26 protein-coding genes, 2 tRNA genes and 1 pseudogene are annotated in these 25,572 nt (G+C 70.4%); 13 read left to right on the top strand and 16 right to left on the bottom strand.

The genetic code is table 11. From position 1 onward, the window contains the following. Positions 1 to 462 (bottom strand): DUF72 domain-containing protein (locus QSG27_RS16340; RefSeq protein WP_306707914.1); only part of this gene is annotated, 462 nt, incomplete at its 3' end. A gap of 43 nt (positions 463 to 505) precedes the next feature. After that, positions 506 to 871 carry a hypothetical protein gene (locus QSG27_RS16335; RefSeq protein WP_306707912.1) on the bottom strand — a complete coding sequence of 122 codons (366 nt, stop codon included), beginning with the start codon at positions 869 to 871 and terminating at the stop codon, positions 506 to 508. Between the two features lie 206 nt (positions 872 to 1,077). On the opposite strand from QSG27_RS16335, the gene QSG27_RS16330 reads away from it, so the two are divergent. Beyond that, complete coding sequence (locus QSG27_RS16330) at positions 1,078 to 2,388, top strand: lytic murein transglycosylase (protein ID WP_306707910.1); 1,311 nt, start codon at positions 1,078 to 1,080, stop codon at positions 2,386 to 2,388. Positions 2,389 to 2,414: 26 nt separating this feature from the next. Next, a pseudogene (locus QSG27_RS16325) lies at positions 2,415 to 2,798 on the top strand (YkvA family protein); the annotation flags it as partial. A 19-nt stretch (positions 2,799 to 2,817) separates the two neighbouring features. On the opposite strand, the gene QSG27_RS16320 reads toward QSG27_RS16325, so the two are convergent. Then, positions 2,818 to 3,237 carry a secondary thiamine-phosphate synthase enzyme YjbQ gene (locus QSG27_RS16320; protein WP_306707905.1) on the bottom strand — a complete coding sequence of 140 codons (420 nt, stop codon included), beginning with the start codon at positions 3,235 to 3,237 and terminating at the stop codon, positions 2,818 to 2,820. A gap of 92 nt (positions 3,238 to 3,329) precedes the next feature. On the opposite strand from QSG27_RS16320, the gene QSG27_RS16315 reads away from it, so the two are divergent. The 3 genes from QSG27_RS16315 (at position 3,330) to QSG27_RS16305 (ending at position 4,747) form a co-directional block, all read left to right on the top strand. Continuing rightward, positions 3,330 to 3,773, top strand: coding sequence for a CoxG family protein (locus QSG27_RS16315; protein WP_306707903.1), 444 nt, complete (start codon positions 3,330 to 3,332; stop codon positions 3,771 to 3,773). 108 nt (positions 3,774 to 3,881) lie between these two features. Further along, the gene (locus QSG27_RS16310; RefSeq protein WP_306707901.1) at positions 3,882 to 4,526 is read left to right on the top strand and encodes a nitrogen fixation protein NifQ; all 645 of its coding nucleotides are present in this window, start codon (positions 3,882 to 3,884) and stop codon (positions 4,524 to 4,526) included. 135 nt (positions 4,527 to 4,661) lie between these two features. Then, positions 4,662 to 4,747, top strand: a tRNA-Tyr gene (locus QSG27_RS16305). A gap of 87 nt (positions 4,748 to 4,834) precedes the next feature. Here the strand turns inward: QSG27_RS16305 and QSG27_RS16300 are convergent. From QSG27_RS16300 to QSG27_RS16290, 3 genes are all read right to left on the bottom strand, one after another. Beyond that, positions 4,835 to 5,206, bottom strand: a complete 372-nt coding sequence (locus tag QSG27_RS16300; RefSeq protein WP_306707899.1) for a hypothetical protein — start codon at positions 5,204 to 5,206, stop codon at positions 4,835 to 4,837. Positions 5,207 to 5,222: 16 nt separating this feature from the next. Next, the gene (locus tag QSG27_RS16295; protein WP_109068072.1) at positions 5,223 to 5,627 is read right to left on the bottom strand and encodes a response regulator; all 405 of its coding nucleotides are present in this window, start codon (positions 5,625 to 5,627) and stop codon (positions 5,223 to 5,225) included. A 244-nt stretch (positions 5,628 to 5,871) separates the two neighbouring features. After that, positions 5,872 to 6,264, bottom strand: coding sequence for a hypothetical protein (locus tag QSG27_RS16290; RefSeq protein ID WP_306707895.1), 393 nt, complete (start codon positions 6,262 to 6,264; stop codon positions 5,872 to 5,874). A gap of 522 nt (positions 6,265 to 6,786) precedes the next feature. Here QSG27_RS16290 and QSG27_RS16285 point away from each other — a divergent pair. The 5 genes from QSG27_RS16285 to QSG27_RS16265 all read left to right on the top strand — a co-directional run bounded on the left by QSG27_RS16285 (position 6,787) and on the right by QSG27_RS16265 (position 13,510). Then, a complete protein-coding gene (locus QSG27_RS16285; RefSeq protein WP_306707893.1) occupies positions 6,787 to 8,289 on the top strand; it encodes an ATP-binding response regulator in 1,503 nt (500 codons plus the stop codon). A gap of 202 nt (positions 8,290 to 8,491) precedes the next feature. After that, positions 8,492 to 9,121 (top strand): calcium-binding protein, encoded by a 630-nt coding sequence (locus tag QSG27_RS16280; protein WP_306707891.1) that lies wholly within the window; start codon positions 8,492 to 8,494, stop codon positions 9,119 to 9,121. Between the two features lie 81 nt (positions 9,122 to 9,202). Next, on the top strand, positions 9,203 to 10,966 hold the full coding sequence (locus QSG27_RS16275) for a type I secretion system permease/ATPase (protein ID WP_306707889.1): 1,764 nt from the start codon (positions 9,203 to 9,205) through the stop codon (positions 10,964 to 10,966). 14 nt (positions 10,967 to 10,980) lie between these two features. Further along, positions 10,981 to 12,318, top strand: coding sequence for an HlyD family type I secretion periplasmic adaptor subunit (locus tag QSG27_RS16270; RefSeq protein ID WP_306707887.1), 1,338 nt, complete (start codon positions 10,981 to 10,983; stop codon positions 12,316 to 12,318). Positions 12,319 to 12,502: 184 nt separating this feature from the next. Then, entirely contained in the window at positions 12,503 to 13,510 is a 1,008-nt protein-coding gene (locus QSG27_RS16265; protein WP_306707885.1) for a sodium-dependent bicarbonate transport family permease, read from the top strand. A gap of 40 nt (positions 13,511 to 13,550) precedes the next feature. Here QSG27_RS16265 and QSG27_RS16260 read toward each other — a convergent pair whose 3' ends face one another. From QSG27_RS16260 to cysE, 8 genes are all read right to left on the bottom strand, one after another. After that, on the bottom strand, positions 13,551 to 14,438 hold the full coding sequence (locus tag QSG27_RS16260) for a LysR substrate-binding domain-containing protein (protein ID WP_306707883.1): 888 nt from the start codon (positions 14,436 to 14,438) through the stop codon (positions 13,551 to 13,553). Between the two features lie 112 nt (positions 14,439 to 14,550). Next, positions 14,551 to 14,625: transfer RNA gene (locus tag QSG27_RS16255), tRNA-Met, on the bottom strand. Between the two features lie 132 nt (positions 14,626 to 14,757). Further along, positions 14,758 to 15,879, bottom strand: a complete 1,122-nt coding sequence (gene mnmA / locus QSG27_RS16250) for a tRNA 2-thiouridine(34) synthase MnmA (RefSeq protein ID WP_306707881.1) — start codon at positions 15,877 to 15,879, stop codon at positions 14,758 to 14,760. A 137-nt stretch (positions 15,880 to 16,016) separates the two neighbouring features. Continuing rightward, on the bottom strand, positions 16,017 to 16,346 hold the full coding sequence (locus tag QSG27_RS16245) for a ferredoxin family 2Fe-2S iron-sulfur cluster binding protein (protein WP_306707880.1): 330 nt from the start codon (positions 16,344 to 16,346) through the stop codon (positions 16,017 to 16,019). A gap of 46 nt (positions 16,347 to 16,392) precedes the next feature. Then, positions 16,393 to 17,058 (bottom strand): molecular chaperone DnaJ, encoded by a 666-nt coding sequence (locus QSG27_RS16240; protein WP_306707878.1) that lies wholly within the window; start codon positions 17,056 to 17,058, stop codon positions 16,393 to 16,395. 165 nt (positions 17,059 to 17,223) lie between these two features. Then, on the bottom strand, positions 17,224 to 18,336 hold the full coding sequence (locus tag QSG27_RS16235) for a cysteine desulfurase family protein (RefSeq protein WP_306707876.1): 1,113 nt from the start codon (positions 18,334 to 18,336) through the stop codon (positions 17,224 to 17,226). Positions 18,337 to 18,364: 28 nt separating this feature from the next. Beyond that, entirely contained in the window at positions 18,365 to 18,847 is a 483-nt protein-coding gene (locus QSG27_RS16230) for an Rrf2 family transcriptional regulator (RefSeq protein WP_306707874.1), read from the bottom strand. Between the two features lie 77 nt (positions 18,848 to 18,924). Then, positions 18,925 to 19,698 (bottom strand): serine O-acetyltransferase, encoded by a 774-nt coding sequence (cysE, locus tag QSG27_RS16225; protein WP_306707872.1) that lies wholly within the window; start codon positions 19,696 to 19,698, stop codon positions 18,925 to 18,927. Positions 19,699 to 19,963: 265 nt separating this feature from the next. On the opposite strand from cysE, the gene QSG27_RS16220 reads away from it, so the two are divergent. Continuing rightward, a complete protein-coding gene (locus tag QSG27_RS16220) occupies positions 19,964 to 20,626 on the top strand; it encodes an alpha/beta hydrolase (RefSeq protein WP_306707870.1) in 663 nt (220 codons plus the stop codon). A 5-nt stretch (positions 20,627 to 20,631) separates the two neighbouring features. After that, positions 20,632 to 20,775: a hypothetical protein gene (locus tag QSG27_RS16215; RefSeq protein WP_306707868.1), complete on the top strand. Its 144-nt coding sequence runs from the start codon at positions 20,632 to 20,634 to the stop codon at positions 20,773 to 20,775. A gap of 12 nt (positions 20,776 to 20,787) precedes the next feature. Here QSG27_RS16215 and QSG27_RS16210 read toward each other — a convergent pair whose 3' ends face one another. After that, positions 20,788 to 21,855 carry an anhydro-N-acetylmuramic acid kinase gene (locus tag QSG27_RS16210; protein WP_306707866.1) on the bottom strand — a complete coding sequence of 356 codons (1,068 nt, stop codon included), beginning with the start codon at positions 21,853 to 21,855 and terminating at the stop codon, positions 20,788 to 20,790. A gap of 106 nt (positions 21,856 to 21,961) precedes the next feature. On the opposite strand from QSG27_RS16210, the gene tyrS reads away from it, so the two are divergent. Next, entirely contained in the window at positions 21,962 to 23,215 is a 1,254-nt protein-coding gene (tyrS, locus tag QSG27_RS16205; protein WP_306707864.1) for a tyrosine--tRNA ligase, read from the top strand. A gap of 40 nt (positions 23,216 to 23,255) precedes the next feature. On the opposite strand, the gene QSG27_RS16200 is transcribed toward tyrS, so the two are convergent. Next, positions 23,256 to 25,572: YhdP family protein (locus QSG27_RS16200; protein WP_306707863.1), on the bottom strand; the 2,317-nt coding region annotated here is incomplete at its 5' end.

The raw sequence follows: 25,572 nt of genomic DNA, 5'->3' as shown, positions 1-25,572 counted from the left end.
GTCCGGCTCCGGCGCGAACCAGCTCGGGTGGCGCGGCTCGCACACGACGGGGCCGGCAAAGCGCTCGCGCAGGGCCGCGAAGAAGGGGCCGGCCACCGCCGCGTCGAAGCGCAGCGTCGGCGGCAGTTGCACCAGAAGCGGCCCCAGCCGCCCGCCGGCATGGCCGACCTCGTAAAGGTAATGCTCCAAAAGCGCGGCGCAGTCCTTCAGCCGTTGCTCGTGCGTGACGGCGCGCGGCAGCTTGACGGCGAAGCGGAAGTCCGGCGGCGTCGAAGCCGCCCAGCGTTCCCAGGTCTCCGGCTTGTGCGGGCGGTAGAAGCGGCTGTTGACCTCCACCATCGGGAAGACGCGGGCGTAGCGCTCCAGATGCGTGCCCTCCGCCGGGAAGGCCGGGGCGGAGGGTTTCGGGATGTTCCACCCGGCGCAGCCGATGCGGATGGCGTTGATGGTCCCTTCGGCCAAGCCTCTGCTCTCCATGGGCGCGTCCGGACGCGGGGTGTCCCGCCTAGAACAGCGTCGGCTGCCGCTCGTCCCGCACCGGGGCGGGGCCCGCCGCCTGATCCGCTGCCCGGTCGGCCTCGGCGATCAGGCGGGCCATCTCCCGGCGTGCCTTCTCCGCCTCGTAATTGGCGCGGTAGCGCCCGACGAAGCCCTTCCGGCAGGCCCGGCTGAACCGCTGCGACGCGGTTTCCCAATCGTCGCCGGGGCGGAGCCAGCTCACATAGGTGGTGCCGGTCCGCGGATCGGTGCGGAGGTAGCGGCCATACCCCCTCGGCCCCCGCACCCACTGGCCGGGATTCAGGTGCAGCGCACCCCGCGCCAGCAGCAGGGACACCTGCGGGGTGAGTTCGATGGTCGGAAAGTACGGCATGGCGAACCCTCTGGGCGGCGCGCCGGGGGGCGGCGCCGCGAACATCGTCCTGGTGGTTTCGGAGTGCCCTGCATATGGGCATTCCAGCCCGTTTGTTCAAGTTTTGTTCACTGCGAAGGCAACGCTGATCGGAACTTGTCCGTTGAGTGGCGGGCCGGTCCGTCCTAGGCTCCGGCCCAGCTTTTCCCTGATGGTCACGAGAGCGCATGCGCCCCCTGCTGTCCCTTCCCGTCCGCCTTCTGCTCGCCACCACGATCCTGGCCGGCTGCCAGACGACGGGCGCCCCACCCGTGTCGGCGACCACCACGTCCGGAACCGCGAAGGCATCCGCCGCCTCCGCGGCCAGCGTCGCGCCGGCCCCGGTCCAGCCCGCCGTCAGCTTCGCCGACTGGCTGAAGGCCCTGCGCGCGGAGGCGCTCGGCCAGGGCATCCGCGCGCAGACCTTCGACCGCGCCTTCGCCAACGTGAAGCTGTCGGACCGGGTGGTGGAGCTGGATTCCTCCCAGCCGGAGTTCAACCGCCAGCCCTGGCAGTATCTGGACAGCGCGGTCAACGACCGCCGCGTCCAGGCCGGGCGCCAGCGCATCCAGGACAACGGCGCGCTGCTGCGCCGGGTCAGCCAGCGCTCCGGCGTCCCGGCGGAGATCCTGGTGGCCTTCTGGGGCGTGGAGACCGACTTCGGCAACTTCACCGGCGGCTTCTCCGTCGTGGACGCGCTGACCACGCTGGCCTACGAGGGCCGCCGCGCCAGCTATTTCCGGACGGAGCTGCTGGCCGCCCTGCGCATCCTGGACAGCGGCGACATCCCGCCGGAGCGGATGAGCGGGTCCTGGGCCGGCGCCATGGGCCAGACCCAGTTCATGCCGACCATCTTCCTGAAGCACGCCACCGACGAGGACGGCGACGGGCGGCGCGACATCTGGGGCAGCCTGCCCGACGTCTTCGCCTCCACCGCCAGGTTCGTGCAGGCCAACGGCTGGCGCAGCGGCGAGCGCTGGGGCGAGGAGGTCACCCTGCCCGCCGGTTTCCCCTATGAACAGGCCGAATACAACATCACCAAGCCGATGGCGGACTGGCGGCGCCTGGGCGTCCGCCCGGTGAACGGCGGCGAACTGGCGGGCGAGGAGCCGGCGGCGGTCCTGATGCTCGCCGGGGCGCAGGGTCCGGCCTTCCTGGTCCGGGAGAATTTCCGGGCCATCATGAAGTACAACCCCTCGACCAGCTACGCGCTGGCGGTGGCGCTGCTGTCCGACCGGCTGGCGGGCCGTTCCGGCGTGCAGGGAAGCTGGCCGCGCCACGAACCGGCGCTGAGCCGCGACGAACGGATCGAGCTTCAGGAACGGCTGGCGTCGCTGGGCATGGAGCCGGGGACGGCGGACGGCATCGTCGGCGCCAACACCCGCAACGCCGTGCGCCGCTTCCAGAAATCCATCGGCGCCGTGCCGGACGGCTTCGCCACCAAGTCCCTGCTGGAGCGGCTGCGCCAGTCCGCCGGCCCGGCTCCGGCCGCCGGGTAGGCATGGCCGGGGAGCCCGGAATGCTGGCGGCGGCGAAGGCATGGGCGCGGCGGATCAAGCGCGACGTGATCGCGCTTTATCTGGCGGCGCGGGACCCGAGGACACCGTGGTACGCCCGCGTCGCCGCCGCGGCGGTGGCGGCCTACGCGCTCAGCCCCATCGACCTGATCCCCGACTTCGTGCCGGTTCTGGGTTACCTGGACGACCTGCTGATCGTGCCGCTCGGCATCCTGCTGGTCGTTCGCCTGATCCCCGCGGCGGTGCTGGAGGAGCACCGCGCCGCCGCGGCCCGGCACGCCGCCCGGCCGGTCAGCTACACCGCAGCGGCCCTGATGGTCGGGGTCTGGCTGGCTGCCGCCGTCGCCCTGTGGTGGTGGCTCCAGCCGCACCTCGAACGCTGGCTGGGGTGAAACCGCGGCTGCCTGCCCCTTATTCGCCCAGCAGATGCAGCACCAGGGACCGGTCGTGGGGCCGGGTCCGGTGTTCGAACAGGTAGATGCCCTGCCATGTGCCCAGCGCCATCCGCCCGTCCAGCACGGGGATGGACAGTTGCACGGTGGTCAGGGCGCTGCGGATGTGGGCGGGCATGTCGTCCGGCCCTTCCAGCGTATGGTCGTAGAGCGCGGGGTCCTCGGCCACCAGCCGCTTGAAGAAACGCTCCAGGTCGGTGCGCACGTCCGGGTCGGCGTTCTCCTGGATGACCAGGGAGGCCGAGGTGTGCCGGCAGAAGACGGTCAGCAGCCCCGTGCCCATGCCCTGCGCGGCGACCCAGCGGGCCACCGGCTCCGTCATCTCGAACAGACCCTGGCCGCGGGTCCGGGTGGTCAGCGTCGTGACGGCCTGCCGCATGTCTGTCGCCCTCCGTACTCGATTGCGCGCCTTGGAAGCGGGGCATCCGTATACCAAATCGCAGGATATCCCCGGCCAGCAACAGGTGATCCATGGAATTGAACGGCCAGTACCGGATTCCGGCGGCGCGCGAGCGGGTCTTCACCGCGCTGTGCGACCCCGCCGTCCTGCAACGCTGCATCCCGGTGCTGGAAGAGATGAGCCGGCTGTCGCCCACCGAATACGCCGCCCGCGTGCGCGCCACGGTGGGGCCGCTGAACGCGCGCTTCGCCGGACGGGTCCGCGTGGCGCCGGAGGATGCGCCGCGCTTCTACATCCTCTACGCCGAGGGCAAAGGCGGCCTCGCCGGGGCCGTCAAAGGCGAGGCCCGCATCACGCTGGAGGAGGTGGACGGCCACACGCACCTGTCCTTCACGCTCGCCGCGGCGCTGGGCGGTGCCGTGGGCCGGCTGGCGGTCAAGCTGGTCAAGGCCAAGGCCGACCGCGTCATCGACGGCTTTTTCGAGCGCTTCACGGTGGAGGTTCTGAACGGCTGAAGGCCCGGGCTATTACGCATCCGCAAAAAACCACTTCGCAGGTGCGGGAATTTGGTCCACCATGAAGGTCATGACCGCAGAAACCCCCGATGCGGGAGTTCGCCGACCATGATTGCCGATGTTGCCGACCCGGCCCTGGCCTTCTCCACCCATCCGCCCCCGGATGCCCTGGACCGTACGGCGGACGGCCCGGCGCTCGACCGGCTGCTGTTCGCGCGCATCCTGGGGCTGGCCGCGCAACATCCCGGCGTCAGCATCACCGCCTCGCTGGGGCTGACGCGCGGCGCGCTCGCCGAGCTGATCCGGCGGCACGCGGCGGGTTTCGCGTATCTCCTCCCCACCCTGCCGGCCAACCTGCCGGACGACAACGGGGAGGACGCCATCGAGGAGGAGGATCTGCGGGCCTTCCTGCTCGACCACCGCGCCGCCGGGACCGCGGAGGAGGAATGGCTGGCTGCCATCGTGGCCCGCCGCACCCTCGGGCCGAACCATCTCTGGCAGGACATGGGCTTCGCCAACCGGCGGGAGCTGAACGCCATGTTCCGCCGCCACTTCCCGTCGCTGGTCGCGCTGAACAGCGGCGACATGAAGTGGAAGAAGTTCTTCTACCGCCAATTGTGCGAGCGCGAAGGGCTGATGCTCTGCAAATCGCCGAACTGCGAGGTGTGCGACGACTTCGCCGCCTGCTTCAGCGCGGAGGACGGCGACCCGCTGAGCGCGCTGGCCCGCGTCGCCCGTGGCGAGGGGGCGTGAACAAAGAAGCGATGCGGGCGAAGAAAGCCGCTTGACCCGCGCCGCGTCACCCGTTAGATATCGCCACCCGCCGCGAGGAAGGCCAGTCAAGGCCCGACGGACGGCAGGTCTCCGATGGTCGCGTCAAGCATCAGCGGAAGGGTGGCCGAGTGGTTAAAGGCAGCAGACTGTAAATCTGCCCGCGTATGCGTACGCTGGTTCGAATCCAGCCCCTTCCACCATCTGACGCGGCCGGTTCATGACAGGGTCATGACCGGCCGTTTCCTTTTCCGGACATTGTTCGAACTTACCGCATCAACCTCGCCGCATCAGCGCGGCTGGGCTCCCAGATCCTCAAAGGTCAGCCCCTTGTCGGTGCGGGTGAAGCGGCCCTTGCCGTTCACGGTCATCACCGGCATGCCGGGCTGCGGTACGAAGCGGGCCTCGTAATAGCAATCATACTGTTTGTCCTCCGGCGGCGGAGCGCCGGCCTTGTACTTGGTGTTCACGCAGCCCTGCTTGCGGAAGCCGTCGAAGGCACGGAAACCGCCTTGCCCCTGGCCGTCCAGCGCCCGTTTGGTGTGCGATTCCACCAGCTTGCGCATGTCGGACTCGCCCGGCTCCCCCGAGCATGCGGCCAGCGGCAGCACCGCCAGACCGCAAACCACCGCGCGCCGCACCACGACACCCACGCCCGTCACGCCACCCATCCCCCCTTCACTTGCCGGCCAGAAGGCGGTCCACCCGCTCCTTCAGGGCGCCGAAGGACGGCGGCTTCACGACGAAGCCGTTGACGCCCAGGGCCATGGCCTTCTTCACGATCTCGGATTCCGTATGGTTGGTCAGGAAAACCACCGGGGTGCGGCGGTTCCGCACCTCCGCGCTGGCCCGCAGCTCGGCCAGGAATTGCAGACCGGACACCGGCTTCATGTCGATGTCGCAGACGATCACGTCGGGGGTGGCGCGGATGCATTCCCGCATGCCGGTCTCCCCGTTGTCGGCCTCGGCGATGGAACGGAAACCGATCTGCGAAAGGATCTGCATGATGGTCCGGCGCACGAAGGGCTGATCCTCGATGACCAGGATGCTGTACTGCCCGTAATCGACCGGCTTCCTGTCCATCGCCGCACCCTCCTTCGCCCGAGCCCAGGGAACTGGCCAGGGAGCTGGTGGGACCAGCCCATGGTCAAGCCGTCGAACACTGATAAATCGACTCCGCGGCACGAGCAACCAAAGGACGGTTACAACTTTTAAAGATTGACGGATTCTCCGCAACGGGGGGCGGCTCAACGAGAGGCGGCAAGGAGCCGCGCGGAACGGCACGGCTCCCCACAGACGCCACGGCCGCCACGGCCGCCGGCGGACGCTACCGCCGGCTGGTCCCTTGCAACCCCAGGAGGGAGGCGATCACCCCGGCAACGAACCGGCGCTCCGGGTGGAGTTCATGAACGGCCACCGCGCGCCCGGCGAAGGACAGCGCCGCCTTCGCCGCGCCCGCCGGGTCCGGGCAGGCCTCCCCGTCGATCCGGAACCGGGCGACGGTCTTGGTCAGCTCGTGCATCGCGGTCAGCGGCGGAATGCAAATCAGGAAACGGGCGCTGGACACCGGGGTGTAGCCGCAGCGCTCGAACATGGTCTGCACGGTCACCGGCACGCCCGCCGGCCCTTCGGTCCCGACCTGATAGCGGAGCAGCCGCTGGGCCCGCTCCTCCACCGCCTCGGACCAGCCGGCGGTGGCCGTAATCAATGGGTTGATCAAACCTGCCTCCAATGCACCAGCCACGGGTCACGCAGGCGCCAGGGACTTCAAATTGTTCGTTGAACGAACAACGTCAAGAACGTCCGCAGGGTGGACCGGGCTTCCATTTGCCTACAAAGCAACCGGCGTGCCAGCGGGCGGGCGCCGCGGCGCAGGGCCGGTCCGCCCCGCCGCCGGTTTCCCGCATCGTCTTGAGACTCCAACTGAATGGCTCATGACACCCTCGCTGGCGCCGAAACGGCGCCTCGGGAATAAACAGCTCTGTCGTGGTCCTTGTGCCGCCGGAGCCGGTGCGGTTGCCTGTCTGCCGCCCGCACGACACGTCAGATGTGCGACAATCTGCCGCTTGTTTGGGCAGCGCGTGTCATGGCTCCGCAGCCGACAGCCTGGGGGCGATGTCCAGGCGCCGGGCACGCGCGCGAATCGTCGCCGGCGCGACGCCATTTCCTGATCTGCGCTGTTGTGGCCTGAGGTACGAGAGTTGGTTTGCGGCGGTGAGCGGGGGCCATCGTGGAGGCGTCAATGCCCAAGCATGCGGATTCGGAAAAGTCGGACAACGGTGGGCAAACCGCCGGAAAGGCGTTGCGGGAAAGCCTGGGGGCGCTGAACCGCAGCCTCGCCGAGGGGATTCAGACCGCGGACCGCCTGCAGCGCGACGCCAGCCGGCTGGTCGAGGAGAGCGCCCGTCTGGCCGCCGAACTGGTCGAGCAGCGCCGGGAGATGGGCAGGCTCCGCGACCGGCTGCATCGGGCCGAAGGCCGCCGCGCCGCGCGGGAGGAGGAGTTGCGCCGCGCCCACGAGACGGCGGAGCACGCGAACCGGGCCAAGACACGTTTCCTGACCTCCGCCAGCCACGACCTGCGCCAGCCGATCCAGGCCGCCGCCCTCTACGCCCACATCCTGCGCGGCGCGGTCGGCTCCAACCCCGCCGCGCGCGAGGCGATGGACCTGCTCCAGGCGTCCATCGACAGCCTGAGCGGCATGCTGAGCGGCATGCTGGACCTTGCCCGTCTGGAAGCCGGCGCCGTCGACGTCTCGGTCTCGGAGTTCCGTCCCGACGCGCTGATGCGCCGGCTGGCCCAGGAATTCCGGGACACCGCCAGGGCCGAGGGGGCGAGCCTGCACGTCCACCCCTCCGGGGTGCCGGTGCGGACCGACGCCCGGCTTTTGGAACGGATACTGGCCCATCTGCTGTCCAACGCGATCCGCCATGGCGGAGGCGGAAGGCAGGGGACGAAGGGCGGCGGGCGGGTGCTTCTGGGCTGCCGGCGGCGCCCCGGTTCGCTGGAGTTCCAGGTGTGGGACGACGGGCGCGGCATCCCTCCCGGCGCCCGCGCCGCCATCTTCGAGGAGTTCCACCAGCTCGACAATCCGGAGCGCAGCGCGGCCAAGGGCTTCGGCCTGGGCCTGCCGCTGGTGGCGCGCATGGCCCGTCTGCTGGGCCTGACGCTGGACCTGCGGTCGGAGGTCGGGCGGGGCACGGTCTTCACGGTGACCGTTCCGCGCGCCGCACCCGTCCTTCAGCCCGTCCTTGCGCCCGTCCTTGCGCCCGGCCCCGACCCTGACCGCCGCCTGACCGCCGCCGCCCGCGCCATGGCCGCCGCCGCGACCAGCGCCGCCGCCACGGCAGCCTCCGCGGCTTCCCCCGCGGACCGCATGCGGGGCCGGCGGGTCCTGCTGGTGGAGGACGACGAGCGGGTGCGCCACGCCATGACCATGCTGCTGAAGCGCTGGGGCGTCCAGGTGACCGCGGTCGGCTCGGTGGAGGAACTGGCGGCCCGCCTTCCCCGGCTGCGCAGCCGCCCCCACGTCGTCCTGGCCGACCACCGCCTGCCCGGCGGGCAGACGGGCCGCAAGGTGGCCGAGATGGTGCGCCACCACTGGGACGTGCCGATCGTCATCATCACCGGCGACACGGCGCCGGAACGGCTGCGCGAGGCCCGTTCCATCGGCTGCCGCCTGCTGCACAAACCGGTGGAGCCCGCCGACCTCGCCGCCACTCTGGGCGACGTCATGGAGCAATGAGAGGACCCCGCGCCGGAACGACGGCCGCCGGATCTTTTCCGTCCTGATCGAAACTGTGAAGCGGACAACAGTGCCGGATGCCCGATCCGGGAAGAATGGCTGTGCAAGGGCGGGGTCTTCAAAGCGAAACGGCAAGAAGAAAGCCGAATGAAGCGCCTCCCCCCTTGTACGGCACAATCCCCCGATCCGAAGGAAACGCATCATGGCAAACGTGTACGGTACCAACAACGCCGACTACCTCGACATGATCAAGTACGGCGTCAGCAATGACTACGTGCAGGGCTATGACGGGAACGACACCATTCTGGGCTGGTCCGGCAACGACACGCTGGACGGCTGGAACGGCAACGACGTCCTCTACGGAGAGTCGGGCAACGACCTGCTGATGGGCTATTACGGTACCGACACGCTCTATGGCGGCAGCGGCAACGACCAGCTCTACGGCGAGAGCGGCTACGACAAGCTGTACGGCGGCGACGGCGACGACACGCTGAGCGGCGGCGACACCTTCGACGATCTCTACGGCGGCATGGGCAAGGACCAGCTCACCGGCGGGGCCGGGGCGGACTGGTTCTTCTTCGAAACGAAGGACAGCGGCGACATCTACGCCAACCAGGCCGACACCATCACCGACTTCAAGGACGAGGACCAGATCTGGCTGAAGGGCAGCTACAGCTACGCCGGCTCCACCAGCGCGCCCGCCGACGGCCAATACAGCATCTGGCAGAAGGACGGTTACTACGTCGTCACCTGGAACGCGGCGAACGACACCGGCTATCACGACCTGATCGTGAAGGGCGACAACCCGATGGGCGACATCTCCTTCTACTGATCCGCCTGACCGAGGTCCCGGGCGCGCCGTCCTTCCCGGCGCGCCCCTTTCCCCTTTCAAGACGACAGGAGCGCCCTTCCCATGGCCGCAAGGGAACCCCGCCACACGCCCCCAGCCGGCCCGCCGGCCGGCTCGCCAGCCTTGCGCGCGATCCGGCGGCGCATCGGGAGCGGCCTTGCCGCCGCGGGCGGTTTCAGCGTCTTTCTCGCCCTCATCCAACTGGCGATGCCGCTCTACACGATGCAGGTCTACGACCGCGTGCTGGGCAGCCGCAGCGTGGAAACGCTGGTGGCGCTGTCGCTGCTGGCGCTGGGCTGCTTCGCGGTGCTCGGTCTGGTCGAGGCCATCCGCGGGCGGCTGACCCAGGCCATGGGCCATCTGGCGGCCAGCACCCTGACCATGGACGCGCTGGAGGCGTCGATGGGCGGCCTGCTGCGCGGCGGCGGCAGCCGTCCGGCCCAGGTGCTGCGCGACGTGAACGAGCTGCGCCAGTTCCTGTCCGGGCCGAGCATCACGGCACCGCTCGACGCGGCGCTCAGCCTCGTCTTCCTGCTGTTCCTGACGCTCATCCACCCGCTCTACGGCCTTGTCTGCGGGGGCAGCATCCTGTGTCTGGTGGGGGTGAGCCTGCTCGGCCGGATGCTGACCATGCCGGGCGCGGCGGAGGCCAACCGCGCCCTGTGCCGCCACGGCGCCGACATCGAGGCGGCGTCCCACGGCGTCGAGGCCGTCGCCGCCATGGGCATGATGGGCAACCTGCGCCGCCGCTGGCAGGCGGTGCAGGATGACCATTTGCGGCTCGCCAGCCGGACCGCGGGACGGGCGCAGGCCGTCGCCTCGCTCGCCAAGGTCTGCCGCATGACGGCGCAGGTGGCGATCCTGGCCGCCGGCACCATGCTGGTGCTGGACCGGCAGGTGTCGCCGGGCAGCATGCTGGCCGCCTCCATCCTGATGGGCCGCGCGCTGGCGCCCTTCGAGCAGTTGATCGACTCCTGGCGGAACTGGTCCGCGGCCCGCGAGAGCCACCGCCGCCTGAGCGGCCTCTTCACGGCGGAAGGAACGCCGGACGCGGATGCCGCCCCCCTGCCCCGCCCCTGCGGGCATCTGCTGCTGGACCGCGTGACCTACGTCCCGCCGGGATCGGACCGTCCGACGCTGCGCGGCCTCTCCTTCTCGGTGGAGCCGGGCGAGGCGGTGGGCATCGTCGGCCCCTCGGCGGCGGGCAAGTCCACGCTGGCCCGCCTGCTGGTCGGCGTGCTGGAGCCGACCCAGGGCGGCGTCTATCTCGACGGCCACAATGTCTGGCGGTGGCACCGCGACGACTGCGGGCGGCATGTCGGCTACCTGCCGCAGGGCGTCGGCCTGCTGGGCGGCACGATGGAGGACGCCATCGCCCGGCTGGGCGATCCCGACCCGGCGCTGGTGACCGCGGCGGCGCGGCGGGCCGGCGTGCACGAGATGATCGGGCGCCTTCCCGACGGCTACCGGACGGAGATCGGCGAGGGCGGCGCCCTGCTCTCCGGCGGGCAGAGGCAGCGCATCGCGCTTGCCCGCGCGCTCTACGGCGCCCCCCGCCTGATCGTTCTGGACGAGCCGAACGCGAACCTGGACCCCGTTGGCGAGGCGGCGCTGCTGAGCGCCATTGCGGAGGCCAAGGCCGGTGGCGCCGCGGTGGTGGTGATCGCCCACCGCCCTTCCGTCCTCAACGCCGTGGACCGCATCGTCGTGCTGCGCGACGGCATGATCGACCAGGCCGCCACGCGGGCCGAGATGGTCCGGCGCCTGGGCGCCGCCACCGGCCCCGCCGCACCGCAACCCGTGGCCGCCGCGGCCGCCACCCTCTGACCGGAGACTCCGAGATGACGACGACCGAGATGACCGTCAGCCGCCGCGCCATAATCGCGGAGCCACGCCGTGCGGAGCCTTCCATCGGCGGGGCGGTGCGGGCGGGATGCGCGGTGATCGCCCTGGCGCTGGGCGCCGGGCTCGGCTGGGGCTTTCTGGCGCCACTGGACAGCGCCGCCCACGCGCAGGGCACGGTGGTGGTCGATGGCAACCGCAAGACCATCCAGCATCTGGAAGGCGGCATCGTCGCCGAGTTGGCGGTGCGCGACGGCGACACGGTGGCCGCCGGCCAGACCCTGCTCCGCCTGGAAGGGACGCAGAGCCGGGCCACCCTGGAGGAGCTGACCGCCGAACAGGCCGCGGCCCTGGTGCGCATGGCCCGCCTGCGCGCCGAATACGCCGGGCAGCGCGCCTTTTCCGTCCCCAGGACGGTGGTGGACGAGGTCCCCGCCGCCCGGCGCGCCCTGGCCGTGCAGCAGCAGCTTTTCGCCGCCCGCTGGACCCGCCACGACGGCGAACTGGCCGTCCTGCGCGAGCAACGTCTCCAGGCGGAGCGGGAGGTGACCGCCCACCGCGCCCAGGAACGCTCGGCGGCGGAGCAGATCGTCTTCATCGAGGAGGAACTGGCCGGCGTGCTGGACCTGTTCAACAAGGGGCTGGAGCGCAAGATGCGGGTCCTGTCGCTGAAGCGCGCCATGGCCGACCTGACGGGCACCCGCGATCAGGCCCGCGCCCGCGCCCTGCTGGCCGAACAGGCGGTGGCGGTCGCCGACGTCCAGCTCCGAGCCAAGGAGACGGCCCGCCTGTCCGACATCGCCGCGGAAATGGAGGAGGCGCAGAACGCCCAGGACCAGACGGCGGCCCGCCTGAAGGCCGCCCGCGACGCGGTGGAGCGCACGGAGATCCGCGCGCCCGTTCCGGGGCGCGTGGTCGGGCTGACCGTCTTCACCGTGGGGGGGGTCGTGAAGCCGGGCGAGCCGCTGATGGACATCGTGCCGGACAACGGCCCGCCGACCATCGAGGCGCGCATCGACCCGCTGGACATCGACGTGGTGAAGGCCGGCCAGACCGCGCAGGTGCGCCTCAGCGCCTTCAAGCCGCGCCGCACGCCGCCGATCGACGCGACCGTTCTGGACGTTTCCGCCGACCGCCTGACCGACCCGACGACCCACGCCCCCTATTTCGTGGCCCGTGTCCGCCCCCTGCCCGGCGCGCTGGAGCACCTCGGCCCGGCGGCGCTGCATCCGGGCATGCCCGCGGACGTGCTGATCGCGACCGGCCAGCGCCGGGCCATCGACTATGTGCTGGCACCCCTGCAGGACGCCATGGCCCATGCCTTGACCGAGGATTGAGCGGAATGGGCAGCGGAGGGACGGGAGCAGGCGGCCCTCTCCCGTCGCGGTCCGCCGCCCCGGACATTGATAAATTCAATGGGCTTTGTTGATCCTATCAATTTCCCATCAAATCCGCGCGTCCGTATCGTCGCGCCGGGCGGGCCGTTCTTCCGCCCGGCAACCGTGACGAAGGAATTGCGACATGGACACCCTGCTGTCCGCACCCATCCTGTTTTTCATGCTTGGCTCGTTCATCGCGCTGGCGGGGGCGCGAATCCCGTTCCCGGAAGGCTTCGACAAGGCGCTGGCCGCTTATCTGCTCATCGCCATCGGGCTTAAGGGCGGCGTCGCGCTGACGGCGGCGGACACCGCCGCCCTCCTGCCGCTTCTTCTGACGACCGGGCTGATCAGCCTGACCATGCCGCTTCTGGGATTTGCCCTGCTGCGCTCCCTGGTCGGGCTGGACCGCGTCAACGCCGCGGCGGTCGCGGCGCATTACGGCTCCGTCAGCCTCGTCACCTTCGTCACCGCCACCAGGGTCCTGGAAAGCCACGGCCTTCCGTTCGGCGGCCATATGGTTGCCGCGCTGGCGATCATGGAAGGACCGGCCATCATCTCAGGGCTGTTGCTTGCCGGAACCAGGGGAACCGCCGTGCTGGCGGCCGGCGCTGGCGGGGGCACGGTGTCCATGCCCATGGACGATGGCCATGGCCGCGGCGGTTCGCTCCGGGGGGCGGTGCGGGAGGCGGCCTTCAACGGATCGGTCCTGCTGCTGGCGGGGTCGCTTCTGGTCGGTCTGGTCATCGGCAAGCCCGGCCTGGAGAAATTGAGCGGCCTGTTCGTCGCCCCCTGGGACGGAGCGCTCAGCCTGTTCCTTCTGGGGATGGGTTATCTGGCCACGTCCCGGCTGAGAGCCGCCGCTTCGCTCAACGCCCGGCTGATCGCCTTCGGAATCGGCATGCCGCTGGTGGGCGCCGCAATCGGCCTCGCCGCCGCGTCGGCTCTCGGCCTGGGGCTCGGGGATGCGGTGCTGCTGGTCACGCTGTGCGCCAGCGCTTCCTACATCGCCGTGCCGGCGGCGCTGCGGCACGCCCTTCCCACCGCCGATCCGGGCCTGTCGCTGCCGCTGTGCCTGGGCATCACCTTCCCCTTCAACATTCTCGTCGGCATCCCGCTCTACGTCGCGCTGAGCCGCGCGGTGCTGACATGATGGAGCGGCGGCGAGGGCATCCGCAGCCGATACGGGACAGTCAGCCGGGGACGCTTCCGTGGGCGCCCTCAAGGGATCGGACGATGTGTTCGGCCAGCAGGTCGGCGGCCTTGGGCAGGGTTCCCGGCGCGCGGTACAGGGCGACTTCCGTGTCCGCCAGATCGGGCAGGCCGCGCTCGGCACCGAGGATGTGGAATCCGGCCACGACCATCTCCTTGGGCAGGATGGTGATCCCCAGGCCCGCACGCACCGCCGCCTGGACTCCGGCCAGGCTGGGGCTGGTGTAGATGATGCGCCACGGGCGGCCGGCGGCATCCAGGGCGTCGAGCGCCCTCTTGCGGTAGATGTCCGGGTAAGGCGCCAGCACCAGCGGAACCGGGCCGCCCGCGTCGATAAGAAGGCGCGCGGACCCCGCCCAGACCAGGGGCTCCCGCCAGACCCGGGTCCCGGCGGAGGTTCCCTGCGGTTCGCGCTTGCACAGGATCAGGTCGTATTCGCCGCGCGAGAATCCATCGAGCAGGTTGGCGGTGAAGTCGCAGTTGACCTGCAGGTTGACCTGCGGATGCGCGCGGGCGAAACGCCAGAGCACGTCCGGCAGATGCACCGTGGCGAAATCCTCCGGCGTGCCCAGCCGCACCGTGCCGCCAACGTCCGGCTCCATAAGACGGGCGCATGTCTCGTTGGCCATCTGCAGCAGGCGCCGCGCCGAAGCGAACAGAATTTCGCCTTCGGGGGTGAGGGCAAGCCCATTTCCCTTCCGCTCGAAGACGCGCTTGCCCAGCCCATCCTCCAGCCGCTTGATCTGGAGGCTGATGGTGGACTGGGTACGTCCCAACCGCTCGGCGGCGCGCGTGAAGCCGCCGCAATCGACGATGGTCACAAAGGTGCGCAGAAGATCGAGGTCGAACGGCGGCAACGGAGTCGGCATGCTCTCCCCCCGCACAGGCTGCTACCATGCCCGGCATGGGCCGTTCAAGGACGGCTGCCTGGAAATGAAAAAGCCCCTGAACTTCGCATTGGAAGTTCAGGGGCCTTTTTGATGGTAGCAGCGGAGGGATTTGAACCCCCGACCAAGGGATTATGATTCCCCTGCTCTACCACTGAGCTACGCTGCCATCGTGCTTACCATCATGGTCCGGCGCGGTCCGTTTCGGTGTTGGCCGCCGCGGTTCGTGCCGGGGCCGCTTATGTATTCCAGAGGGACCGGGGTGTCAACGCTGAAATTTCACTTTTTTGCGAAGATTCCGTCAGGTCCCCGTTCCGGCGATCCAGCCGCCGCCCAGCACCCGATCGCCCCGGTAGACGACGCAAGCCTGCCCCGGCGCCACGCCGTATTGCGGCTCGTGCAGTTCGGCCTGCGCCGTGCCGTCCGGCCCCGGATGCCAGACCGCCGGGGCCGGCGGCTGGGCGGAGCGGAGCTTCACCTCGACCTCCAGACCCTCGCCGGGAGCAAGGTCGGGGCCGAGCCAGTTCACCTCGCGGATCGTCACCACGCTCCGCGCCAGTTCGCGGCGCGGGCCGACGACGACGCGGCGCTGCCCGGGCTCCAGGCGGACGACGAACAGCGGCTCCTCCGCGCCCCGGATGCCGCCGATGCCCAGCCCCTTGCGCTGCCCCACCGTGTAATGGACCACGCCGCGGTGACGGCCCAGCACGCGCCCGTCGACATGGACGATCTCGCCGGGCTCGACGGAACCGGGGCGCAGCTTGGCCACCACGTCGGCGTAGGAGCCGTTGGGGACGAAGCAGATGTCCTGGCTGTCCGGCTTCGCCGCCACCTCCAGCCCGTGCCGTGCCGCCAGCGCGCGGGTTTCCGGCTTGGTCAGGCCACCCAGCGGGAAGCGCAGGAACTCCAACTGGTCGCGCGTCGTGGCGAACAGGAAATAGCTCTGGTCGCGGCCCGGGTCGATGGCGCGGTGAAGCTCCGCCCCGCCCGCCCCCTGGATGCGGCGCACGTAATGGCCGGTCGCCAGCGCGTCGGCACCGAGATCGCGGGCGGTGTTCAGAAGATCGCGGAACTTGACCCGCTGGTTGCAGCGCACGCAGGGGATCGGCGTCTCGCCGCGCAGATAGCTGTCGGCGAAGTCGTCGATCACGTCCTGGGAGAATTTGCCCTCGTAATCCAGCACATAGTGCGGGATGCCGATGCGGTCGGCCACCTGACGGGCGTCGTAGATGTCCTGCCCGGCGCAGCAGGCGCCCGGCTTCTGCAAGGCGATGCCGTGGTCGTAGAGCTGGAGCGTGATGCCGACCACGTCGTAGCCCTCCTCCCGCAGCACGGCGGCGGTGACGGAGGAATCGACGCCGCCGGACATGGCGACGACCACGCGGGTGTCCTGGGGACGCTTGGAAATGCCGAGGGAATTCATGACGCCCTATATGGGCCGGTTCCAAAAAAATTCACCACCGGAGAAGCGGGCCGCCGCCCCGGCGAACGGGGCGGCGCGCCGGTTTCCCCGGTGGCGGATGCGGGCCGCGGCGGCCTTCGGTGGCGCCGCGGCGGGGGTCAGCGCATGGCGTTGTTGGTGCCGCCCGGCAGGCGCACGGTCAGGCCGTCCAGCTCCTCGCTGATGATGATCTGGCAGCCCAGACGCGAGGTCTTGGTCAGGCCGAACGCAAGGTCGAGCATGTCCTCCTCGTCCTCCGACGCCTCGCTCAGCACGTCGAACCACTCCGGCTCCACGACGATGTGGCAGGTCGAGCAGGCGAGCGAGCCCTCGCAGGCGCCTTCCAGGTCCAGGCCGTGCTTGTGCGCGACCTCAAGCACGGACAGGCCGAGCGGGGCGTCCACCTCGTGGCGGGTGCCGTTCGGCTCGATGAAGGTCATCTTGGGCATTGGGGTACTCTCCTGAACAAAGGCGTCGGTGTGGCGGTGGCGGTGGTTACGGAGTCTTCGGAGCGAGGCCGGCGCGCCGCGTCCGGGATTCGGCCGCCAGCGTCTCCAACCGCTCCAGCCGCGCGAGGATGCGCGCGGCGTTGTCGGTCTGCCCGTTGCGGAAGGCAATGGCAAGATACTTGATGCAACTTTCCACACGCCGACCGATGTCCTGGGCCAGACGGTCCACCGCGGCCACGTCCGGGGCGCCGTGCAGCCGGTCGGCGAGCGCCGTGACCTCCTCGTCCTCCTCCGCGGAGATGGCGGCGGCGGGAGCGTTCAGCAACGCCAGCAGACAGCGGGCGCGGCGCACCGGATCGCGCAGCGCCTCGTAGGCTTCGGCCAGTGCGTCGGCCTGGGCGCGGGCGGCAGCCTGCTGGCGGGCGCCGCGGGAGGCGAAGCGCTCCGGGTCCATGGCGCGGGAGAAACCGGCGTGCTGGCGGGCCAGCGCCTCCGGCTCGATGTCGAAGCGGCGCTCCAGCCCCAGCCGGGTGAAGGGGTCGAGCGGGCGCGGCGCCTGCACCGCCCCGCAGGAATGGCAGAACATCGCCCGCGCCGCGACCGAACGGCCGCACAGCCAGCACGGCTCCAGATCGCCGTCGATGGTCCCGGCAATTCCCTTGGGAGCCCCCTCCTTGGAGGACCGCGGCGGGCCGGAATCGGATGTCGTCATGCTTGCCGTCCGTCGAAGCGCTGCACAGGGTGGCCAGGGGATCGGCGGATCGCCGCGCGTTTGGCCGGGTGATACCCAGAAGCCGGGCGCCGCGCAACCTTACACGGACCATGGCGAGAAGAGGGACGAAAAGGGGGGCGGAAGGGAAAGGCCATGGGCAGGCGGTTACGCCGCAGGGGCGCGCGCCAGCCTTGCAGCCATGGCGGCGTAGGCGGCGACGAAGCGCTCCACCGCCTCCCCGCCGCTGTCCCAGCCCAGGCTGACGCGGATGGCGCAGGCGGCGTCGCCGGTGTCCTCACCCATCGCCGCCAGGACGTGGGACGGCTTCACCTTGCCGCTGGAACAGGCCGAACCGGCGCTGACCGCCACCCCGGCGAGGTCCAGCGCCATCACCTGGGTCTCCCCCGCCACGCCGGGCAGCAGCAGGTTGCTGGTGTTGCCGACCCGCGGCGCCCCGGCCCCCATCACCCGCGCGCCGGGAACGGCGGCGAGCGCCCGCGCCTCCAGATCGTCACGCAGGGCGGTCAGGCGGACGGTGCCGGGCAGTTCCTCGCGGGCGAGGCGGGCGGCGGTGCCGAAGCCGGCGATGCCGACGACGTTCTCGGTCCCGGCGCGGCGGCGCTTCTCCTGCCCGCCGCCGCGGACGAGCGCGTCCAGTTCCAGCCCATCGGCGAGGATCAGGGCGCCGACACCGGCAGGGCCGCCGATCTTGTGGGCGGAGAGGGTCAGCAGATCCGCGCCGAGCGCGCCGAGGTCGACCGGCAGGCGCCCGGCGGCCTGCACGGCGTCGCAATGGAGCAGCGCCCCGTGAGCGTGGGCGATCCGCGCCGCCTCGGCCACCGGCTGGATGACGCCCGTCTCGTTGTTGGCGAGCATCAGGGAAACCAGCGCCGGCCCATCGCCATCGGCCAGCCGACGGTCCAGAGCGGCAAGGTCCACGACGCCGTTGCGGTCCACCGGGATGCGGGCGCCGCCGGAAACCGCCTCCAGCACCGAATCATGCTCGATGGCGGAGGTGACCACCCGCCGGCCCGGGAAGCCGCGCAGCGCCAGATTGTTGGCCTCCGTCCCGCTGCCGGTGAAGACGGTCTGGACGGGCCGCACGCCGGCCAGGGCGGCGACCTGGGCGCGCGCCTCCTCCACCGCGCGGCGGACCGCACGGCCGAAACCGTGCACCGACGACGGGTTTCCGGCGAGATCCATGGCCTGGACCATCGCCGCCTTCACCGCCGGCTTCAGCGGGGCCGAGGCGTTGTGGTCGAGATAGACGCGGGTCATGAAGGCCGGTTACCGGGCGCCGGTCCCCTTACTCCGCCGCCACCGCCGCACCTTCGTCCGCAGGATGCGGGGCGCGGATGGTCAGGCTGCTGGTGCCGATGATCCGGCGCTCCACCACGTCGGCCACGGTGACCGAGCTGAGATACATGTGGATCTGGTTGCCCAGCTCCTCCCACAGGTCGTGGGTCAGGCAGCGCGACCGGTTGGTGCGGCAGCCCTGCGGCGTTCCGTTGGCGCAGCGGGTCGTGCGGATCGGCTCGTCCACCGCCAGGATGATGTCGGACACCCGCGTCGCGTCCGCCGGATGGGCCAGCAGATAGCCGCCGCCGGGGCCGCGCACGCTCTTCACGAGACCGCCCTTGCGCAGCTTGGCGAAGAGCTGCTCCAGGTAGGAGAGCGAAATCTCCTGCCGGTCCGCGATGTCGGCAAGGGCGACGGGGCTCCCCTGGCTGGTGGCAGCAAGATCGACCATGGCCATGACGGCATAGCGTCCCTTGGTGCTGAGTCTCATTTTACCCTCCTTACCCTTCCTTCACCCCGGCCCGACCGTCCAGCGGATCGGCGCCAAGCCTCGTGTTTGTGTTTGGTTCAACAGGACGCCGCCGGACCGCCCTGGGCGGACACCGGCTCACGCACCCCATGGTCGGGCCGGGCGCCCCCGTTGGACACGCCCGTTGTTTCGTATACAGACGGATTATGCGCCCCGCCACGCTCCGATTCCAGTTCCTCAACACGCCGGCGCAGGGTGGACACCTGATCGAGCAGCCCGTTCAGCGCGCGCGCCACCGGGTCGGGGATGTCCCCGCTGGGCGTGCCGTAGGGCATGAATTTCTGCGCCGCGACGCTGTCGCGCGTCACCACCGCCTTGGCCGGGATGCCGACCACGGCGATGCCCGGCGCCACGTCCGCCACCACGACGGCGTTGGCGCCGACGCGGGCGTCGCGCCCGATGGTGATGGCGCCCAGCACCTTCGCCCCCGCGCCGACGATCACGCCGCTTTCCAGGGTGGGATGGCGCTTGCCCTGGTTCAGCGAGGTGCCGCCCAGCGTAACCCCATGATACAGCATCACATCGTCGCCAATCTCGGCGGTTTCGCCGATGACGACGCCCATGCCGTGGTCGATGAAGAAGCGGCGCCCGATGGTGGCCCCCGGATGGATCTCGATGCCGGTCAGCGCACGGGCGATGTGCGACACGGCGCGCGCCATGAGGCGCCAGCCGCGATCCCAGCAGTAATGGGCGAGGCGGTGCATGACGATGGCGTGGAAGCCCGGATAGCACAGCGCGACCTCGGCCCGCGACCGCGCGGCGGGGTCGCGCGCCATGATACCGTCGATCTCTTCGCGAAGATGCTTGAACACCGGAACACCCGCCGTGGTATAGTCCGCCCTCTTGCCGGAAGAGGTGATCTTTCGCAAGACCCCTCGACCCGTGCCTCACCGGTCGCGCGGGTTGCCCTTGAAGGACGCATCGACGCATATATGATGACCAAGCAAAACGGTCAAGAATTGTGTGCGAAAAATCCATGCTTGTCCATGGGCAACCACGTTTGCTTGCCGTGGCGCCCGACCTCCGGCCCGCCGGTGGTTCGGATCACCTTATATTCGCGTCAGGATCGCCGTTCCCATGCCTGAAGTGATGATCAACGGTCCGGCCGGACGGCTGGAAGGGCGCTACACCCACGGCACGATCCCGAACGCGCCCATGGCCCTGCTGTTGCATCCGCACCCGCATCACAACGGGACGATGAACAACAAGGTGGTCTTCACCCTGTTCCAGTCCTTCACGAAGCGCGGCTACTCCGCCCTGCGCTTCAATTTCCGGGGGGTCGGGCGCAGCCAGGGCACCTACGACAAGGGCGAGGGGGAACTGGCCGACGCGGCGGCGGCGCTGGACTGGCTCCAGACCCACAACCCGAACGCCCCGGTCTGCTGGATCGCCGGGGTGTCCTTCGGGGCCTGGATCGGCATGCAGCTTCTGATGCGCCGTCCGGAAATCGACGGGTTCGTGTCCGTCTCGCCGCCGGCCAACCTGTTCGACTTCTCCTTCCTGGCGCCCTGCCCGTCGTCCGGCCTGATCATCCACGGCGACCGGGACGAGCTGGTTCCGGCGGCGGCGGTGAACAAGCTGGTCACCAAGCTGTCGCACCAGAAGGACATCCGCATCGACCACCGGGTGGTGCCCGGCGCCAATCACTTCTTCGCCAACCGCAGCGACGATCTGGCCGTGCAGGTGGATGATTATCTGGACCGCGCGATGGGCAACCCCGTTGCCGCCGTGGCGGAATGAGCGGCATGAAGCATCTTCGCCTCGCCGTCGTTGCCGGTCTTGCAGCATTTCTGCTGTCCGGCTGCACCAACGCCCAGATCGCCAGCGGCCTGGGAAACTGGTGCAAGCACGCCGACAATTGCACCGACAACACGCGCCCGCGTCCGTAGCGGTCCCGTCCCTCACGCCGCCGGGTGAAAGCGTCCGCCGGTTGTCGGCCGGGGCACCCCGGTGGTGGCCGGCACGCTGAGCGGCAGGCCCTTGCGGCTGCGCACCGCCAGATAGGCGAAGGCTTCGGCCTCCAGCGCGTCGCCGTTCCAGCCCACCGCCTCCACCGGATCGACGGGCACGCCCAGCCGGTCGGCCAGCATGCCCATCAGCGTCGCGTTGTGCCGCCCGCCGCCGCAGACGAGCCAGCGCAGCGGCGCGTCCGGCAGATGCGGGACGATGCGGGCGACCGACGCGGCGGTGAAGGCGGTCAGGGTCGCCGCCCCGTCCTCCACGGACAGCCCGCGGACGGGCGCCGGGTCGAAGGCGTCGCGGTCCAGCGACTTCGGCGCCGGCCGGTCGAAGTAGGGGTGGGCGAGCAGCACCGCCAGGGCGTCCGCGTCCACCGTCCCCCGCGCGGCCAGCGAACCGCCGGAGTCGTAGCGCGCGCCCTGGCCGGACAGGACCCAGTCGTCCACCAGCGCGTTGCCCGGCCCGGTGTCGCAGGCGATCACAAGGTCCTCATCCCGCCCGATCCAGGTGACGTTCGCCACGCCCCCGATGTTCAGCACGGCCAGCGGGCGCGGCAGGCCATCGGCCAGCGCGCGGTGGAACAGCGGCACCAGCGGAGCGCCCTGCCCGCCCGCCGCCACGTCCGCCGTGCGGAAGTCGTTGACCACGGCGATGCCGGTTTCGCGCGCCAACCGGGCGCCGTCGCCGATCTGCCAGGTGCGGCGCTGCCCCGGATCATGATGAATGGTGTGGCCGTGGAAGCCGATCAGGTCCACCGCGGCGGCCTCCGTCCCGGCCTCCGCCAGCAGGCGGCGCACGGCGTCGGCGTGGGCGTCGGTCAGGGCGCGCTCCACCGCCTCCACCGGCCCCTTGCCGCCCAGGCAGGAGCGCAGCGCGGCGCGGAAGCCGTCCTCATAGGGAACGGTGACGAAGGCCAGCGGCTCCGCCCGGCGCTCCCCGTCGGTGCGGACCAGCGCCGCGTCGATCCCGTCCATGGAGGTGCCGCTCATCAGCCCGACGACCGTCTGCATTTCCTGCCCCGTTCCCTTGTCGACCCAGCCCCGAGAATTGTGGGGCCGCGCGTTCCATGCTAACAGACGCGACCCTGGACCCTACCACGACAGCCGGATCGCGGCCATGACGACGCTGACATCGGATTTCCTCCGCACGCTGCAGGAACGCGGCTTCATCCACCAGTGCACCGACCTCGCCGGGCTCGACGAGCGCGCGGCGAAGGGGCCGATCATCGCCTACATCGGCTTCGACTGCACGGCGGACAGCCTGCATGTGGGCAGCCTGCTGCCGATCATGATGCTGCGCTGGCTGCAGAAGACCGGCCACAAGCCGATCGTCCTGATGGGCGGCGGAACGACCAAGATCGGCGACCCCTCCGGCAAGGACGAGGCGCGCCAGCTCCTGACCGACGAGGTCATCGACGCCAACATGGCGGGCATCAAGCGCATCTTCGGGCGCTACCTGACCTTCGGGGACGGGCCGACCGACGCGGTGATGACCAACAACGCCGACTGGCTGGACGGGCTGAAATACATCCCGCTGCTGCGCGACATCGGGCGGCACTTCACGATCAACCGCATGATGACCTTCGAATCGGTCAAGCTGCGGCTGGACCGCGAGCAGCCGCTGACCTTCCTGGAATTCAACTACATGATTCTCCAGGCCTATGATTTCGTGGAGCTGTTCCGGCGCGAGACGTGCGTGCTCCAGATGGGCGGGTCGGACCAGTGGGGCAACATCATCAACGGCGTGGAGCTGGGCCGCCGCACCGACGGGGCGGAGCTGTTCGGCCTGACCACGCCGCTGCTGACCACCTCCTCCGGCGCCAAGATGGGCAAGACCGCCGCGGGCGCGGTGTGGCTGACCGCCGACAAGCTCAGCGCCTATGATTTCTGGCAGTACTGGCGCAACACCGAGGACGCGGACGTGGGCCGTTTCCTGCGCCTCTACACCGAGCTGCCGCTGGACGAGGTGGCGCGGCTGGAGGCGCTCCAGGGTGCGGACATCAACGAGGCCAAGAAGATCCTGGCCCACGAGGTGACCAAGCTCGCCCACGGCGAGGAGGCCGCCCTGGAGGCCGCCGAGACCGCCCGCCGCACCTTCGAGCAGGGCGCCGCCGCCGAGGGCCTGCCGACCATCGACCTGCCCCGCGCCGAGCTTGAGGCCGGGGTCGCGGTGGTGGATCTGCTGGTTTCCGCCGGGCTGGCCGCGTCGAAGGGCGAGGCGCGCCGCCTGATCAAGGGCGCCGGTGCGAAGATGAACGACGCCGCCATCCCCGACGAGACCGCCAAGGCCACCGCCGCCGACCTGAACGCCGACGGCGTGATCAAGCTGAGCGCCGGCAAGAAGCGCCACGCGCTGGTCAAGGCGGTGTAAAAATTCCCTCTCCCGCCCCGGGAGAGGGAATGAAAGTCTCCTACTTCTCGAAGGTCCCCGGCGACGGCGCTTCCTTCCCGTCGCCGAGGAAGAACAGGTTGCGCAGGAAGCCCGGCGCCAGCATGGCGAGCGGGTTCACCGTCACGTCCGGATCGGCCAGCGGGCCGCGGACGTGCCAGGTGGCGCTGAAGATGCCCTGCCCCTCGCCGCCGCTCAGCGCGTCGCCCAGCAGCGGGATCTGGCCGATCAGGCGGTTCAGCCCGTAGATCGGCACGATGGTGCCGCGCAGGTTCGCCGTGTCGGTCTCGATGTCCACCTCCCCCGCCAGGGTGAGGCCGAGCGCCGAGCCGGAGGTGCGCAGGTCCTTCACGGTCAGCAGGCGCCCGTCCTTGCGGTACTCGCCGACCGCCCGCCCGAACCGGATGCCCTTGCCGCCGCCCATCAACTCCGCGAAGCCGGAGGGCGAGATGGCGTTCAGGATGCGGGCCAGCACCGGCGGATCGACCAGCGCGTAGTCCTTCAGCTCCATCCGGCCTTCGATGGCGGCGTCGGCCCGCGGCTCCACCGTGCGCCCGGTGATGCTCAGCGCGCCGCCCTGCACCCGGTCGTTGATGTCGAGCGCGCGGAACGTCTCGCCCGCGTCGCTGGCCGCGATGGTCACGTCGTGGAAGCCCTGGGCACCCGGCAGGTAGCGCAGCGACACCGTCCCGTCGCGGCCCGCCCGCGCCTTCACGTCCAGGTTCGTCCAGGACAGGCTGTCGCGCTTCATCCGCCCGGCCACGTCGGACAGATGCCGCCCGTCCCCGAAGACGACGCGGTTCAGCCGCAGGTCGAAGTCGAGCGGCAGCGGCTTCTCGTCGTCCGGACCGGGCTTCTTCCCGCTGGGCGGGTCGGCCTTGCCGGCCAGCACGCGGGCGTCCAGGCTCTGGCCCGTGATGGTCCCGGAATAGCCGTTCTTGCCGCCGTTGTGCACCGTCACGTCGGCCTTCAGGTCGGTCTGGCCGACCGCAAGCTGGCTGACCGCCACCTTGGTCACCGCCATGGTCTGGGGGGCCAGATCGACGACCGCCTGGGCGCGCAGACCGCCGGCTTCGACGGACAGGCCGGTGATGCGGGTCACCCGGTCCTTCTGGAACTCCAGCGCCAGCTTGCCCGTGCCGGGAACGCCGGGCTTCTTCTCCCAGCCCAGCTCGTCGATGCGCAGGTGCGTCTTCTCCAGGTTCAGCCCGGCGGTCAGCCCGAAGCGGCGGCGCTGGTCCACGGTGAACAGCACGTCCGCCCCCATCGGCCCTTCCACATGCTCGCCCAGGTCGATGCCGTGGCTGCGCAGGTCCTGCGCGTCCACGTCGCCCTTCACGGCGATGCGGGTGCGCGGCCCCTTGGCGGTGGAGGTGAACTGCTCCTTCCAGTCGATGGCGACGGGGATGCCGTCCAGCTTGGTGTTGCCCTTCACCGTCATGGCGTTCATGTCGAGCGCCAGCGTCAGGTCGCCCTCCGTCGCGGTCAGCCCGGCGGCGACCTTCTCCACCCCGACGCCGCGCAGCTTCGCCGCGACGTCCAGGTTCAGCTGCTCCACCTTCAGATCGACCAGCAGCGGAAACTGGAAATGGAGCTGCGCGTCGGCCTGCCCCTGCGTCCGCTTGGGGTCGAGGTCGAGGCGGGTGGGATAGCCCAGCGGCGGGCTGTCCAGAACGGTCAGGATGGTGCGCACCGGCCCGCGGACCGGGACGCGGATGTCCATGGTCTCCTTGCCGGTGTCCAGCCCGCCGATGACGATGGTGCCGTCCCCCAACTGCACGTCGTCGATCCGCCCGCCCTTGGTGTGGATGGTGAAGGTCTTGCCGTCGGTGGACACCTCCGCCGCCAGCCCGGTCACCTTGGGCAGCGGGTGGAAGTAATCCACCGTCATGTCCTCGGCCTGGATGCCGGCCTGGAAATGAGTCAGATCGATCGCCGAGAGATCGGCCAGCGGCCCGGTGGCGGCGACGGCGGCCGTCGCCTCCGGCACGATGCCGTGGGACAGGTTGGTGGTCACCCACTCCCGCGCGTTCTTCCCCAGCCCCAGCGGCCACAGCCGGGGCAGTTCGTCCGCCGGCACCTGCCGGGCCGTCACGGCGGCTTCCACGGACAGGCGGGCGTCCGGCGTATCGGGACGGGCAACGGTGGCCCGCGCCGAGCCCTCCACGGTCGGCCCGCCGAGGTCGAGCGCCAGCCGCTCCACCTCCAGCCGGCCCGAGGCGCGGTCCCCCGCCACCGTCAGGGCGGCGGAGGCGACGGGCAGCGGTTCCGGGAACAGCTCCGGATGGACGACGCGGCCTTCGCCGGCCTTCAGCTCGGCCCGCCCGCTGCGCGGCTGC

The sequence above is a fragment of the Azospirillum isscasi genome, assembly GCF_030849505.1.
Lineage (GTDB): Bacteria > Pseudomonadota > Alphaproteobacteria > Azospirillales > Azospirillaceae > Azospirillum > Azospirillum isscasi.
Note: the sequence above shows the minus strand (reverse complement) of the source record. Positions and strands in the feature narration are given on the sequence as shown.